The sequence below is a fragment of the Escherichia sp. WS1152 genome, from assembly GCF_046487665.1.
Taxonomy (GTDB): Bacteria; Pseudomonadota; Gammaproteobacteria; order Enterobacterales; family Enterobacteriaceae; genus Escherichia; species Escherichia coli.
Window position 1 is genome coordinate 1 of sequence record NZ_JBJQJA010000022.1, and the last position, 16,075, is coordinate 16,075.

Below are 16,075 nucleotides of genomic sequence, written 5' to 3' on the forward strand. Positions count from 1 at the left end.
GGACGGCAACCGGAGCGAGACACAGTACGATGCGTGGGGAAAGGCGGTCAGCACCACGCAGGGCGGGCTGACGCGCAGTATGGAGTACGATGCTGCCGGACGTGTCATCAGCCTGACCAACGAGAACGGCAGTCACAGCGACTTCAGCTACGATGCGCTGGACCGCCTGGTACAGCAGGGCGGCTTTGACGGGCGGACGCAGCGTTATCATTATGACCTGACCGGAAAACTCACACAGAGTGAGGATGAGGGACTTGTCACCCTCTGGCACTACGACGAATCGGACCGTATCACTCACCGCACGGTGAACGGTGAACCGGCAGAGCAGTGGCAGTATGACGGCCACGGCTGGCTGACAGACATCAGCCACCTGAGCGAAGGCCATCAGGTGGCGGTGCATTACGGTTATGATGATAAGGGTCGCCTGGCCGGCGAACGCCAGACGGTGCATAACCCGGAGACGGGGGAACTGCTGTGGCAGCATGAGACAGAGCACGCATACAACGAACAGGGTCTGGCAAACCGCGTCACGCCGGACAGCCTGCCGCGGGTGGAGTGGCTGACGTATGGCAGCGGTTATCTTGCGGGGATGAAGCTGGGCGGAACGCCGCTGGTCGAGTACACGCGGGACCGGCTGCACCGTGAGACGGCCCGCAGCTTCGGCGGGGAGGCATATGAACTTGCCACCGCCTGGAATACCAGCGGCCAGCTCCGGAGCAGGCACCTGAACCTTCCGCAGCTTGACCATGACTACGACTGGAACGACAACGGACAGCTAATCCGCATCAGCGGCCCGCAGGAGAGCCGGGAGTACCGTTACAGCGGCACGGGAAGGCTGACGGGCGTCCACACCACGGCAGCGAACCTGGATATCGATATCCCGTATGCGACGGACCCGGCAGGAAACCGGCTGCCGGACCCGGAACTGCACCCGGACAGCACCTTCACGGCGTGGCCGGATAACCGCATCGCGGAAGATGCGCACTATGTCTACCGCTACGATGAATACGGCAGGCTGGCGGAGAAGACGGACCGTATCCCGGAAGGGGTTATCCGGATGCACGACGAGCGCACCCACCACTATCACTACGACAGCCAGCACCGCCTGGTGTTCTACACGCGGATACAGCATGGCGAGCCACTGGTCGAGAGCTGCTACCTCTACGACCCGCTGGGACGGCGAATGGCGAAACGGGTGTGGCGTCGCGGGCGTGACCTGACGGGATGGATGTCGCTGTCGCGTAAACCGGAGGAGACATGGTACGGGTGGGACGGCGACAGGCTGACGACGGTGCAGACTGACACCACACGTATCCAGACGGTATACGAGCCGGGAAGCTTCACGCCGCTCATCCGGGGCGAGACAGAGAACGGCGAGCGGGAGAAAGCGCAGCGCCGCAGCCTGGCGGAGAAGATGCAGCAGGAAGGGAGCGAGGACGGGCACGGCGTGGTATTTCCGGCTGAACTGGTGCGGCTGCTGGACAGACTGGAGGAAGAAATCCGGGCAGACCGCGTGAGCAGTGAAAGCCGGGCGTGGCTTGCGCAGTGCGGGCTGACGGTGGAGCAACTGGCCAGACAGATGGAGCCGGAATACACACCGGCGAGAAAAGTTCATCTTTACCACTGCGACCACCGGGGCCTGCCGCTGGCGCTTATCAGTGAAGACGGCAATACGGCGTGGAGCGCGGAGTATGATGAATGGGGCAACCAGCTTAATGAGGAGAACCCGCATCACCTGCACCAGCCGTACCGGCTGCCGGGGCAGCAGTATGATAAGGAGTCGGGGCTGTACTACAACCGGAACCGGTACTACGATCCGTTGCAGGGGCGGTATATCACTCAGGACCCGATAGGGCTGAAGGGGGGATGGAATCTGTACCAATATCCGCTGAATCCAGTGCAACACGTTGATCCATTAGGGCTTAGTACTATGATAATAGGTAACGGCCCCGTTCCTGATAATCCTTTTGGGCATGCTGCGGCGGCAAATCGATATGGATTAATGAGTTCGGGAACTGGGGATGAGATGGGAGCCTCTGTCTCTGATTATTTTAAAAAGATACAATCCCGCAGAGATACCTGGATTTGGATAATAGATACAACAGATGAAGAAGAACAATGTATGATGAATAAGGCAATAGACCTTAATAAAAAACTAAAAACTATTAACCTCGGGCCTCTTCCTGTTTTAAATAATTGTTTTAGCCGAACGAACATGATTTTTGAGGCGTGCGGGTTTAACAACCCCTCTATGAATACAAATGCGCCTATAAGCCTACAAGTGCTCGGTGAGCTTTATGGATATCAAAGATATATTATGCCTAAAGGTCCTTTCACTGGATTCCCATTTGAATTTCAAGAGGTAAAGTAAATGGAAATGCTTGGGAAGATATTAGTGATAATTATTTCCATGATAATTATTTCCATGATAATTATATCTTGTGATTATTATAATGCTGGCATGGACTATCAAGATAATATAGCCCTCGAGCAAGTCGTAACATGGGATTCTGATAATATATTCACACCTAATATCTTTGAACATAATGGAAGATGTTTTATGAAGAAAAATGAAACATGGATGTTATTAAATGGAGATGCAACACCAAACATTAGAACAATGAGCAATAAGAAAATAGAATGCCTGGAGAAGAGTGAAGTAGAATGGGCTAGTAGGGTTTGTGACAGTATCACAGACAAGGAAAGGGAAAATCTGAAGGCATTAATATGTAGCAAACCAGCTAAATCAGTTAATACAGGCAAAAGACCAGCGTTAGGATATTGAAACCGGCACTGCACTCTATCACTATTACAATATTCTGAGTGACTAGAGCAACTGCTCCGCCATCCGGGCTAGCAGTATGACGACGAATCCGAACTGCACTACAACTGGCACCGGTACTACAATCCGGGACAGGGACCAGGGAAAGATCACGGTGTGCCGTAGGCACAAAGATGCAAAACGGGACGTTTTGCATGTAATAAGCATAAACTTGTGAAGAGATGGTGGCAGGCCCACCGGGATCTGCTGTCGGAAGTCGGTCCCAAACAACCCCGGCTGCTGTGGTAAAGAGCCATGGTTCGTTGAGTTTTTCTGCATTGCCGGTAATTTTGGCATCTCCTTTGTCCGTAGCTTGTTTCAGCGTCTATAATGGGCGTTAATAAATTGGCAAGTCGGGAACTTGATGTTTTCTTAATGGTATGTAGGCAGAAGAATATGTTCTGCAAGTTGACGATTTGTTGGTGCTTTATTTAAAAGGGTGTAGTGCAAATATCTACAATTTCAAGCAGGCATTATTGTCGTAAAAACGCATCACCGGACATACGACATTCACAATGTGTGTTAATTTTACTGACATCTTTCAAAAGGAGCGTAATCATGCCGCACATCGACATTAAATGTTTTCCGCGTGAACTGGACGAACAACAAAAAGCAGCACTTGCTGCAGATATTACCGACGTTATTATTCGCCATCTGAACAGTAAAGATAGCTCGATAAGCATTTCTCTACAGCAGATTCAACCAGAATCATGGCAAGCTATCTGGGATGCCGAAATCGCGCCCCAAATGGAGGCTTTGATAAAGAAACCCGGTTACAGCATGTAATGCTTAACCCGCCGTAACTCGCTTGCCGCTGGTAACAAACGTGCCAGCACCTAAATGATGCAACGTATTGAGCTTATCATCATCAAACTGCCAGCGGCCTTCGACAAATACCCGTGCGTCTGCCGCTGCTGATACCACCTCGCCAAACAGCGTGTCGTATTTTTGTTGCGCAGAAGTCGCAGGTAGCAGGCGGCACTCCATCCACGCCAGGCATTTCTCTTCAACAAGTGGCAAACCAAGCACCGGACCTTTCACCACCGGAATGCCGTAGCAATTAAATTTATCTTCTTCACGCCCAGATACACTTCCCACTGCCCACGTCCAGTTAGTTGCTGCAACGCCCGGGATAACGATGCCAAATTTACCGTTATGTTCAATCAACTCCCTGGTCCATGTCGATTTATCTACCACAATCGCCACGCGTGGAGGTTCAAACTCCACCGGCATTGACCAGGCTGCAGCCATAATGTTACGCCGCTGGGATTGCTCATCGAAACTGGTGATCAAGACAGTTGGGCCATGATTTAACAGACGGCTGGCATGGTGTAATTCTATGGGGATGAATCGGCTCATGGTATCGCCTCGCGAAGAAGGTTTTTTTAAGCGTAGTCCGTAACGCAATAAGTAACGAAATTAACGGGATTGGCGATTTGCGAACGTGATGCATGTCCGCGATCGCACAAAATAGCCGGTGCGGCGTCTATTCCAGGTTATAAGTTGAGAAAACCACTAAGGGAAACGCCTGATGACGCCCATTCTGAATCACTATTTTGCCCGTATTAACTGGTCGGGAGCTGCTGCGGTCAATATTGATACGCTTCGTGCATTGCACCTGAAACACAATTGCACCATTCCGTTTGAAAACCTCGACGTTTTGCTGCCGAGGGAAATACAGCTTGATGATCAATCGCTGGAAGAGAAACTGGTGATAGCCCGTCGTGGCGGTTACTGTTTTGAGCAGAATGGCGTGTTTGAGCGGGTGTTACGCGAGCTGGGGTTTAACGTTCGCAGCTTGTTAGGGCGGGTAGTGTTATCAAATCCGCCAGCATTACCGCCGCGCACCCATCGTTTGCTGTTGGTGGAACTGGAAGGGGAAAAATGGATTGCTGATGTCGGTTTCGGTGGGCAGACGCTAACCGCGCCGATTCGTTTAGTTCCCGATCTCGTGCAGACCACGCCACACGGAGAGTATCGGTTGTTGCAGGAGGGTGATGATTGGGTGTTGCAGTTTAATCATCATCAGCATTGGCAGTCGATGTACCGTTTTGATCTCTGCGAGCAGCAACAAAGCGATTATGTGATGGGCAATTTCTGGTCGGCGCACTGGCCGCAGTCGCATTTTCGCCATCATTTGCTGATGTGCCGCCATTTGCCGGACGGCGGCAAGCTGACACTGACCAATTTTCATTTTACCCATTATGAAAATGGGCACGCGGTGGAGCAGCGAAATCTACCGGATGTGGCGTCATTATATGCTGTGATGCAAGAACAGTTTGGTCTGGGCGTGGATGATGCGAAACATGGCTTAACCGTGGATGAGTTAGCGCTGGTGATGGCGGCGTTTGATACGCACCCGGAGGCGGGAAAATAATTTATGTCAGGTTGCCGGATGCGGCGTAAACGCCTTATCCGGCATACATTAGCTCGGTTGTAGACCTGATAAGCGAAGCGCATCAGGCAACGGTTTCAGAGTTTAATTGCCCATTCGGCATGAAACAAAATCACCGCCGCGCCAGAAATGGTGACTTTTTCCGGTTGGTTATCACGAATTGTCACCGTCACTTCAATCACGCCGTCACGCCCCAATGCGCGCCCCTGATGGCCTTTAACACGCAGCACCTTGCCATCGTGGGGCAATACGTTGTGATGTACCAACCATGCACCCATCGGGCCATTGGCATTGCCAGTCACCGGATCTTCCACAATACCAATCGCAGGCGAGAACATGCGACCATCGGTTTCGTTTTTGCCTGGGCGGATCTGGAACGGGAAGAAACCATTGCAGCCAATCTGTTTGCTGATAGCGCTCAGCGCAGCAAGATCAGGCGAAAGGGCGTCGATATCCACTTCTGGTTTCAACGGGATCATCACTTTTGAGTGTCCTGTTGTTGCCACCTGAATTGGCAAGCCTGGCAGAATATCGTCCTCAGTGAGATGAAGCGCGTTGATAATCGCCGCACGTGTTTCATCTTCCAGCGGTGGCTCAAAGCCCGGCGTACCTTGTTCCAGCGAAATACGATAATCATCGTGGTGCTTTTCGATAGTCACGCGATGTTTTCCTGCCAGCGATGTTTGCCAGACCGTGCAATTTCCTAAACCTAACACCTTCGCACGTACATAGTGCGCAGCTACTGTCGCGTGACCACAAATCGGAACTTCAACCGTTGGCGTAAAGTAGCGGATGCGCACATCGCTGTCGTCGCTGTGCAGCAGAAAAGCAGTTTCCGAATGACCTAATTCGCGGGCGATAAGCTGCATTTGCGCTTCGCTAAGATTATCGGCGGGGAAAACAACACCGGCAGAATTGCCGCGAAATGGTTGAGAGGTAAAAGCATCGACGTGGTAAATCTGCGGTTTCATTAACGTTCTCCTGTGACTGGAGAACTATCATAGCCTGCAAGTGGCCGGAGAGCGAAGGGCTATCCGGCCAGGGTGAAAATTATCGCCGCGAACGCACAATCTGATACCGACGAGTAAAGTACTCAAACGGCGCGCTCCACACATGCACCAGTCTAGTGAACGGGAAGAGCAGGAAGATGGTCATTCCCAACACCAGATGCAGGCGGAAGACGAACGCTACACCGTTAAGCATCTCTGACGATCCACCACGGAAAGTGACAATGCTTTGCGCCCAACCCACCAGCTTCATCATTTCGCTACCATCAGGATACTGTGCTGAAAACGGTATGGTGCTTAGCCCCAACAGACACTGGACCAGCAAAATGCTCATGATGATGATATCCGGCGTAGTGGAAGTGGCACGCACGCGCTGATTTGTCAGCCTGCGCCACAGCAGTCCTGCGCCACCAATCAACGTCAACACACCGCAAATGCCTCCGAGCACCATCGCCATTAGTTGTTTCGCTGCCACCGGCAAAAACCACGCGTACATCCAGTGCGGCGTTAACATGCCGAACAGGTGCCCGAAGAAAATCCCCAAAATGCCAATATGGAACAGATTCGACCATATCACCATCCCGCGTTTATCGAGCATTTGACTTGAGGAGGCGCGCCAGGTGTACTGCCCGTAGTCGTAGCGCAGCCAGCTGCCGAGGAAAAACACCGTCGCACAAATGTACGGGTAGATATCGTAAAAAAAGACGTTCAGATACTGAATCATTTCTCACCTCCCGCACTGATGTCGACATACTGCGGCGCGACATCCTGGCTAAAGCGTCGCTGATATTGATTAAGCGGCGAGCTGTCACACGCCGTGGCGTTATCTTCAATAAACTTCACCTGTTCCTCTTCCCACACTGCATCAAGCGCCTGGCGGGTGTCATCGCGCTCTTCGCTGTTTACTTGTTTTGTGACACTGTCACTTGAAAGTGTACTTCCCGCCAGTTGCAGCAGAGCATCAAACAACGCGTACCACGGTGCCTCGCGTTGTTTTAAGCGACCGCCAAGCAGGGCGAGGATCGGCGCAACATTGAGCAATCCTTTTTTCGCCTGATCGTCAGGCAGTACGCTTAAATACTCCAGATACAGCGGTAGATAATCGGGCAGTTCCCGACAATCCAGCTGCAGGCCGACCTTTTCATACTCCGCCAGCAGGTCCACCATTGCCTGGCCGCGATCGCGGGACTCGGCATGAACATGTTCGAACAGCAGCAGCGACGTGGTGCGCCCGCGGTCAAACACTTCGCACCATTCGGCCTGTTTATCCAGCAGCGGCGCGTTAAGCAGGTTGCGGGTGAAATCCGTAAGCATCGGCGCGTCGCGGCGGATCAACGCCAGCGCGTCCTCCTTGCATTCCCACAACAGCTCGTCCGGATACTCCATCAACAGGCCGATCACTTTGAGGATCTGCATTATTCGCCCTCCGCTTTGTCGCGCACTTCGGTGATGTTGATGGCATCGATACGGCTACTGTTGAACAGGTTGAATTTACTGTCCGAACCGTGGCAACCGTCGCCAAAGGTAAAACCGCAGCCGTTGCGTTCAGCGAAGGCATCGCCCGCCATTTCCCGATGGCTGGTCGGGATAACAAAACGATCTTCATAGTTGGCAATGGCGAGATAGCGATACATTTCTTCGACCTGGGCGATGCTCAGGCCTACTTCGTCGATGGCACGAGTATCAGTAACGCCTTCCACGGTTTGTGAACGCATATAGTGGCGCATCGCCATCATCCGTTTTAGCGCCCGCAGTACCGGACCGGTATCGCCGGCACTCAACATATTGGCGAGATATTGCACCGGAATACGCAGGCTTTCGATGGCGGGGAGCACGCCTTCGCTTTTCGGCAAACCGCCCGCATCAGCGTAAGACTGAATCGGTGACAGCGGAGGAACGTACCAGACCATCGGCAGGGTGCGGTATTCAGGGTGCAACGGTAGCGCCAGTTTCCAGTCCATCGCCATTTTGTAGACAGGCGAACGCTGGGCAGCGTCAATCACATTTTGTGGAATACCTTGTTTCAGGGCTTCCTCGATCACTGAGGGATCGTGTGGATCGAGGAACACTTCGCACTGGCGTTCATAGAGGTCAACTTCGCGCTCGGTGCTCGCCGCTTCCTCGATGCGGTCAGCGTCGTAAAGCAGCACGCCCAGATATCGGATTCGACCCACGCAGGTTTCTGAGCATACGGTTGGTTGGCCTGACTCAATTCGCGGATAACAGAAGATGCATTTTTCTGACTTGCCGCTTTTCCAGTTGAAGTAGATTTTTTTGTACGGACAACCGCTAATGCACAAACGCCAGCCACGGCATTTATCCTGATCAATCAGCACAATACCGTCTTCTTCGCGTTTGTAGATAGCGCCGCTTGGGCAGGTCGCCACGCAGCTGGGATTGAGGCAGTGTTCGCACAGGCGCGGCAGGTACATCATGAAGGTGTTTTCAAACTGCCCGTACATCTCCTTTTGCATGGCCTCGAAGTTGCGGTCGCGGGCACGTTTTTCAAACTCGCCGCCCAGCAGTTCTTCCCAGTTTGGCCCCCAGATCACTTTGTCCATCCGCTTACCGTCAATCAGCGAACGCGGGCGAGCAGTAGGGATATGTTTGCCTTCCGGTGCGCTATGCAAATGTTCGTAGTCGAAGGTGAAAGGTTCGTAGTAATCATCAATCTGCGGCACCACCGGGTTGGCGAAGATTTTGGTTATTACACCCATCTTGCTGCCCAGACGCGGGCGTATCTTGCCATTCACATCGCGGACCCAGCCGCCTTGCCACTCTTCCTGATCTTCCCAGTTTTTCGGATAACCAATGCCCGGTTTGGTTTCGACGTTGTTAAACCATGCGTACTCCATACCTTCGCGTCCGGTCCAGACGTTTTTACAGGTCACCGAACAGGTATGGCAGCCGATACATTTATCGAGGTTAAGCACCATGCCGACTTGCGAACGTATTTTCATTTTTTCGCCTCCTGTACCTGATCGCGACCTTCATCATCCAGCCAGTTAACGTTCTTCATCTTGCGGATCATGATGAATTCATCACGGTTTGAGCCGACGGTGCCGTAGTAGTTAAAGCCCCAGGCCAGCTGCGCGTAACCGCCAATCATATGCGTTGGTTTCGGGCAAACGCGGGTAACCGAGTTATGAATGCCGCCGCGCATGCCAGTTACTTCCGAACCAGGGATATTCATAATGCGTTCCTGGGCGTGATACATCATGGTCATACCCGGCGGTACACGTTGGCTGACCACCGCGCGGGCCGTCAGCGCGCCATTGGCGTTAAACACTTCCACCCAGTCGTTATCGACAATGGTCAATTCTCGGGCATCGGTTTCGCTGATCCAGACAATCGGTCCACCGCGAGAAAGCGTCAGCATTAGCAGGTTTTCACTGTAGGTTGAGTGAATGCCCCATTTCTGGTGCGGCGTCAGGAAGTTAAGTGCTTTTTCCGGGAAGCCGTTTGGCGGGATTTGGCGCATTTCACTGACGCTACGGGTGTCAATAGGCGGGCGATAAGCCACCAGGCTTTCACCAAAAGCTCGCATCCACGGATGATCCTGATAGAGTTGCTGGCGTCCCGACAGCGTGCGCCACGGAATTAACTCATGAACGTTGGTGTATCCCGCATTATAGGAGACGTGATCGCTTTCCAGACCAGACCATGTGGGGCTGGAGATAATTTTACGCGGCTGCGCCTGAATATCGCGAAAGCGAATCTTCTCGTCCTCTTTGTGCAGCGCCAGATGGGTATGTTCGCGTCCGGTGATCTCGCCCAGCGCCTGCCACGCTTTAACTGCAACATGACCGTTGGTTTCTGGTGCCAGTGCCAGAATCACTTCTGAAGCGTCAATGGCGGTGTCAATCAGCGGACGCCCCTGCGCTGGGCCATCACGCTTGGTGTAATTGAGTTTACCGAGGAAATCGATTTCATCCTGCGTATTCCACGAAATCCCTTTACCGCCGTTGCCAAGTTTGTCCATCAATGGCCCGAGCGAGGTAAAGCGTTCATAGGTAGCAGGGTAGTCGCGCTCCACCGCCACAATATTGGGTGCGGTTTTACCTGGAATCAGATCGCATTCGCCTTTGCGCCAGTCGAGGACTTCACACGGCTGTGAGAGCTCTGCCGGAGAGTCGTGCAGCAGTGGTTGCAATACCACGTCGGTTTCTTTGCCAAGATGACCCACACACACTTGCGAAAATGCTTTGGCAATACCTTTGTAGATTTCCCAGTCGCTGCGTGATTCCCAGGCCGGATCGACCGCCGCAGATAGCGGATGAATAAACGGATGCATATCCGAGGTGTTCATATCGTCTTTTTCATACCAGGTGGCGGTGGGCAGAACGATATCGGAGAACAGGCAGGTACTGGACATGCGGAAGTCGAGCGTCACCTGCAGGTCGAGCTTGCCTTCAATCGCCGCAGTTTGCCACTCGACTTCTTCCGGTTTGATCCCGTCGCTGGCACCGAGTTCCTCGCCCTGAATCCCGCTTTCGGTCCCCAGCAGATACTTCTGCATATACTCGTGGCCTTTGCCGGAGGAACCAAGCAGGTTAGAACGCCAGACAAACAAATTACGCGGATGATTGCTGCCGCTATCTGGTTGTTCGCAGGCCATACGTAAATCGCCCGATTTCAGTGCCTGGGCGGTAAATTCTGTGGGGGATAATCCGGCCTTGTCGGCTTCAGCTTTAATCCCGAGCGGGTTACGCCCCAGCTGCGGCGCAGAAGGTAGCCAGCCCATACGTTCGGCGCGAACGTTGAAATCAATCAGATGACCGCTGTACTTACTGGCATCGGCGAGCGGTGAAAGTAACTCCTGCGCAGAGACTTTTTCATAGCGCCATTGGCTGGAATGATTGTAGAAAAACGAGGTGCTGTTCATCTGGCGCGGTGGGCGGTTCCAGTCGAGCGCAAAGGCCAGCGGCAACCAGCCGGTTTGTGGGCGCAGTTTTTCCTGACCGACATAATGCGCCCAGCCGCCGCCGCTTTGCCCGACACAACCGCAGAAGATCAGCATATTGATCATCCCACGGTAGTTCATATCCATGTGATACCAGTGGTTGACGCCAGCACCGAGGATAATCATTGAGCGCCCATGCGTTTTATGGGCGGTATCGGCAAATTCACGAGCGATGGTTTCAATATACTGGCGCGGCACACCGGTAATTTGCTCACCCCAGGCTGGGGTGTAAGGTTTGATTTCAGCGTAATCTTTCGCGCTGTTTTCATCTTCCAGCCCGCGATCGAGGCCGTAATTCGCCAGTACCAAATCATAAACGCTGACCACTGGACAGGTGCTGCCATCGGCTAATGTCAGGTTTTTAACGGGTAATTGGCGCACCAGCACCGGATTGTGTTTTACGCTGCGAAAATGCGGATTTTCGATGCCGGCAAAGTAGGGGAAGGCCACGCCTGCAACGGCGTCATGTTGACCGAGCAGGGTTAACGACAATTCGGTTTCCTTACCGGCGGCAATGGATTCCAGATTCCATTTGCCTTTTTCTCCCCAGCGGAAACCAATCGAACCGTTCGGCACTACCAATTCACCTGCGGTATTAACCGCCACGGTTTTCCACTGCGGATTATTGCTTTCGCCCAGTCCATCTACCAGGTCAGACGCGCGGATCATGCGCCCGGGTACGTAGCTACCATCGTCGCGAGGTTCCAGCATTACCAGCATCGGCATGTCGCTGTAGCGGCGGCAGTAGTTGATAAAGTAGTCGCTGGGATTATCGAGATGAAACTCTTTTAAAATCACATGGCCCATTGCCATCGCCAGGGCGCTATCAGTGCCTTGTTTCGGTGCCAGCCACTGGTCGCACAATTTGGCCACTTCAGAGTAGTCAGGGGTAATGGCGATGGTTTTAGTGCCTTTGTATCGCACTTCGGTAAAGAAGTGGGCGTCCGGCGTACGTGTCTGCGGTACGTTAGACCCCCAGGCGATGATGTAACTGGAGTTATACCAGTCGGCAGATTCCGGTACGTCGGTTTGCTCGCCCCAGGTCATCGGCGAGGCGGGCGGCAGGTCGCAATACCAGTCGTAGAAACTTAAACAGGTGCCGCCAAGCAGCGACAGATAACGCGTTCCGGCGGCGTAAGAAACCATCGACATCGCCGGGATCGGCGAGAAACCGGCAACGCGATCCGGGCCGTAGGTTTTGATGGTCCAGACGTTAGCGGCGGCAATCAGCTGGTTTAGTTCCTGCCAGTTGGAGCGGATAAAGCCGCCGCGCCCACGCACTTGTTTGTAGCTCAGGCACTTTTGCGGATCGTTCATAATCGATGCCCACGCCAGTACCGGATCGCTGTGTTGTTTGAGGGCTTCGCGCCACAGTTCAATCAGTCGTTTACGAATGAGCGGGTATTTCAGGCGGTTAGCGCTGTAAAGATACCAGGAGTAACTTGCGCCACGCGGGCAGCCGCGAGGTTCATGATTGGGCAGGTCAGGGCGAGTGCGCGGGTAGTCGGTCTGTTGGATTTCCCAGGTCACCAGACCATTTTTAACGTAGATTTTCCAGCTACAGGAGCCTGTACAGTTAACACCGTGGGTGGAACGCACGATTTTGTCGAACTGCCAACGCTGGCGATAGCTGTCCTCCCAGTCGCGGTTGCTATGCATTACCTGTCCGTGACCATCGGCAAAGGTTTCGCCCTTTTGTTTGAAGTAGCGAAAGCGATCCAAAAGTTTACTCATGACATAACTCCTGCTCCAGGAATGAATTGGGATCTGATGCCTTGTCGGATGCGACACGGTTGTAGCCTGATAAGACGTGTCAGGCATCGATCTCTTATTTTTGGCTGAACTTCCGCCGACCATAAACCAGCCAGGTCAGTAGCACACAAACGATGTAGAAGATTAAAAACACTTTCATCGCGCCCACTGGAGAGCCGGTCATATTGAGCGACATGCCAAACGCCTGCGGAATAAAAAAGCCGCCCACTGCGCCAATGGCTGAGATAAAGCCCAGAGCCGCCGCCGTTTCGGTGACGGCTTCTCTCTGAGCTTGCTCATCACTACCGCCTTTCATCTTCACCCGATAAATGGTTATCTGGCGAAAGATGACGGCGATCATCTGGAAAGTAGAACCACTTCCCAGACCCGCGGTCAGAAACAGCCCCATAAATACGGCGTAAAAGGCGATGAAATTACCGGAGCCTGTGCCCGGTAAGGTAAGGAACAGCAGGGCGCTGAAAATCGCCATAAAAATAAAGTTGATCAACGTCACCCGCACGCCGCCGAATTTATCGGAAATAGCACCACCCACCGACCGCGCGATGGCACCGATAAATGGGCCAAAGAACGCCAGGCGCAGAATATTCACATCCGGGAACTGGGTTTTTGCCAGCATGGCAAAACCCGCAGAAAAACCGATAAACGAACCGAAGGTGGCAAGGTAAAGCAGGCTCAGCAGCCAGAGATGCAGGCGTTGTAAGACAGGGAGCTGGTCGGCAATTGAGGCGCGTGAACTGGCGATATCATTCATCCCTGACCATGCGGCGATCGTGGCAATCGCCAGTAGCGGTACCCAAATCCATGCGGCATTCGCCAGCGACATCACCGAACCGTCGGCCTGCGGTACGCCATTGACGCCGAGAAAGGCAAATACAGGTACAAAAATGACCAGCGGTGCAACCAGCTGCATTACACTTACACCTAAGTTTCCTAATCCGCCATTAATCCCAAGAGCGCTCCCTTGTTTGGCTTTTGGAAAGAAGAAACTGATATTGCCCATGCTCGAAGCAAAGTTTGCACCTGCAAAACCGCATAGCAAAGCGATAACGATAAATATCCCAAAAGGAGTATTCGGATTTTGCACGGCAATTCCGAGCCAGACGCAAGGAATAATCAGGATTGCAGTACTAAAAACCGTCCATCGGCGTCCACCGAATATAGGCACCATAAAGGAGTAGGGAACACGCAATAATGCGCCAGAAACGGAGGGTAATGCGGTTAATAAAAAGAGTTGATCGGTAGTAAAATTAAAACCGATTTTATTGAGATTAACGGTAACTGCGCTAAATAGCATCCAGACACAGAAGGCAAGAAGTAGACAACTGACTGATATCCAGAGGTTTCTTCGAGCAATATGTTTTCCTTTATTTTCCCAGAAGGCCGGATTTTCTGGTTTCCAGTCGCGTAAAAGATAACGACTATTTTTCTCATTTTGCAGTGCCATATTGTTCCTCACATGCACACATTGGTAATGAAAAAAGACAAAACAGGAGGTAAGGCGCAATAGCCAGTTATTAGAATTAAGGATGAATTGGGTGAAGTGCTGATTGAAAGAATAGATAAGAAAGCGTAACCGCGGGGGCAGAATGGGGATTAAGTAGCCAGATATGTGTTACTAAATGTAACTAACAAGCTAACCTTCAAACGGGGGTTAATCTTTGAACGTATGTCATGTTTCAACCCTTCAGATCGTGAATCTAAAGGGTTACATATTAACTATATTATCAACAAGACCAGACACTTATAGAATTAGTGATGATTTATTCACTAAAAAGGCCATGAACTGGAGGAAAACGATCTGTCCAGAAGGTCTATCGGTTCCTCTCTTATTGCCTGATTGTAATAATCGTTATTACAGTAAGTATTGTTTATTTCATCTAAGGTCATGTTTTTAACTTTTATATTCCTCTGGTTTACAACTTCCTCTGTCTTGTAAGTGTGTATATTATATGGGGTATATGCTTTTTTAATAGGATAGTGAAACAATTCGTTATCCACATCTATTCCGTCAGAGTGAACTTCAAATGCACCAGGCGAAAGAATTGCCAGGCCAGTATTAAGCTTAAGTGCTGGGGAAAACAAATTAAATAACATGAGCTGCATAGTAGGGCAATTGTTCTTCCCAGAAACATTTAAAAAATTTAAGTTTTTGCTCTGTTTTATTATGGGGAATAAAGTTCCAATATCGGATGTATTATTAGTATCAATGTGGGTTATTTTATTATTGTCCAGTCTTAAACTTTTGATAGATGGAAGATAAGTCAGGAAATCAAGATTTATATATTTCAACTGGTTGTTAGCAGCGTTTAATGTCTGAACATTGCAGAAGTTGCTATAGAATATTTTAATTTCAGAAAGCAAATTGTTGTTAATAAGTAACGTATTCAAGTTGGGAAATAAGTCATTGTGTAAACTTGTTAGTTTATTATGGGATAGATCCAGCAGTAAGAGTTCATTTTTATTACCTGCAACAATATCAGTTAATTGATTATGGCTGAGATTCAGGTATTGCAGCCATTCGCAAGATTCTAATTGCACAAACTCTAGTTGATTATGTGCCGCACTAAAATAAGTAACTGATGAAAGCCTATCTATATCAATATTTCTGAGAGCATTATTATTCATAGATATATGTGTAATACTTACATTTCTGCCTTGAGGAAAATTTATTGAGTCAAGAGTATTACTATTCAGACTTAGCTTTACGAGTCTATCGTAGTTGGTTGCATCAAAATGTGTGAGTTGGTTATTATCAAGATTGATAGAGGTGAAGTTTTGCAGCCCTAGTGGTTGAGTGGTTAAATTAAGTCCTGATAAATCAATGGTCACTTCATTAGTGTCATCAATTATATTTCTTACTGCAGTCCAGTACTGCATTTGTGCAAGTGGATCATTGTTGATGCCGTTAACTAATACATGCCAAAGATGTTTTGATGATATTAGTTGATCAATGTCATTGGTTGGCAGTAAATTGTTATTGCTTAAGTTTAAATATTCCAGTTTTGTAGTGTTTTTGGCGTTTAAATGTGCAATATGGTTGTCGTTTAAAGTGATTGTTTTCATCCTGGGATGATTGTGTAATATAAGGTCAGTGATCATATTGTGATGGGCACTTA

General features: G+C 50.8%; 12 protein-coding genes. 4 read left to right on the forward strand and 8 right to left on the reverse strand.

Features of this window, described 5'->3' with window-relative positions:
- The 3 genes from ACJHW7_RS22060 to pptA all read left to right on the forward strand — a co-directional run.
- A partial coding sequence (locus tag ACJHW7_RS22060; RefSeq protein WP_175172330.1) for an RHS repeat domain-containing protein occupies window positions 1–2,371 on the forward strand: 2,371 nt, incomplete at its 5' end.
- Window positions 2,372–2,785: a hypothetical protein gene (locus ACJHW7_RS22065; RefSeq protein WP_021556798.1), complete on the forward strand. Its 414-nt coding sequence runs from the start codon at window positions 2,372–2,374 to the stop codon at window positions 2,783–2,785.
- A 594-nt stretch (window positions 2,786–3,379) separates the two neighbouring features.
- Window positions 3,380–3,607: a tautomerase PptA gene (gene pptA, locus ACJHW7_RS22070; protein WP_001120147.1), complete on the forward strand. Its 228-nt coding sequence runs from the start codon at window positions 3,380–3,382 to the stop codon at window positions 3,605–3,607.
- Window positions 3,608–3,610: 3 nt separating this feature from the next.
- Here pptA and ACJHW7_RS22075 read toward each other — a convergent pair whose 3' ends face one another.
- On the reverse strand, window positions 3,611–4,180 hold the full coding sequence (locus ACJHW7_RS22075) for a flavin reductase family protein (protein ID WP_021556799.1): 570 nt from the start codon (window positions 4,178–4,180) through the stop codon (window positions 3,611–3,613).
- Between the two features lie 172 nt (window positions 4,181–4,352).
- Between ACJHW7_RS22075 and nhoA the strand changes: the two genes are divergently transcribed.
- On the forward strand, window positions 4,353–5,198 hold the full coding sequence (gene nhoA, locus ACJHW7_RS22080; protein ID WP_021556800.1) for an N-hydroxyarylamine O-acetyltransferase: 846 nt from the start codon (window positions 4,353–4,355) through the stop codon (window positions 5,196–5,198).
- Window positions 5,199–5,293: 95 nt separating this feature from the next.
- Here the strand turns inward: nhoA and ACJHW7_RS22085 are convergent, their stop codons facing one another.
- From ACJHW7_RS22085 to ACJHW7_RS22115, 7 genes are all read right to left on the reverse strand, one after another.
- Window positions 5,294–6,187 (reverse strand): PhzF family isomerase, encoded by an 894-nt coding sequence (locus ACJHW7_RS22085; protein WP_021556801.1) that lies wholly within the window; start codon window positions 6,185–6,187, stop codon window positions 5,294–5,296.
- A gap of 79 nt (window positions 6,188–6,266) precedes the next feature.
- Window positions 6,267–6,947: a respiratory nitrate reductase subunit gamma gene (gene narI / locus ACJHW7_RS22090; RefSeq protein WP_000617116.1), complete on the reverse strand. Its 681-nt coding sequence runs from the start codon at window positions 6,945–6,947 to the stop codon at window positions 6,267–6,269.
- On the reverse strand, window positions 6,944–7,639 hold the full coding sequence (gene narW / locus ACJHW7_RS22095) for a nitrate reductase molybdenum cofactor assembly chaperone (RefSeq protein ID WP_021556802.1): 696 nt from the start codon (window positions 7,637–7,639) through the stop codon (window positions 6,944–6,946). The genes narI and narW overlap by 4 nt, the downstream gene beginning before the upstream one ends.
- Window positions 7,639–9,183: a nitrate reductase subunit beta gene (narH, locus tag ACJHW7_RS22100; protein ID WP_000702550.1), complete on the reverse strand. Its 1,545-nt coding sequence runs from the start codon at window positions 9,181–9,183 to the stop codon at window positions 7,639–7,641. The genes narW and narH overlap by 1 nt, the downstream gene beginning before the upstream one ends.
- On the reverse strand, window positions 9,180–12,920 hold the full coding sequence (gene narZ / locus ACJHW7_RS22105; RefSeq protein WP_021556803.1) for a nitrate reductase Z subunit alpha: 3,741 nt from the start codon (window positions 12,918–12,920) through the stop codon (window positions 9,180–9,182). Before narZ ends, narH begins: the two co-directional genes overlap by 4 nt.
- 94 nt (window positions 12,921–13,014) lie before the next feature.
- A complete protein-coding gene (narU, locus tag ACJHW7_RS22110; protein WP_001207907.1) occupies window positions 13,015–14,403 on the reverse strand; it encodes a nitrate/nitrite transporter NarU in 1,389 nt (462 codons plus the stop codon).
- Window positions 14,404–14,726: 323 nt separating this feature from the next.
- Complete coding sequence (locus tag ACJHW7_RS22115; protein WP_000627095.1) at window positions 14,727–16,058, reverse strand: leucine-rich repeat domain-containing protein; 1,332 nt, start codon at window positions 16,056–16,058, stop codon at window positions 14,727–14,729.
- Window positions 16,059–16,075: the final 17 nt, after the last annotated feature.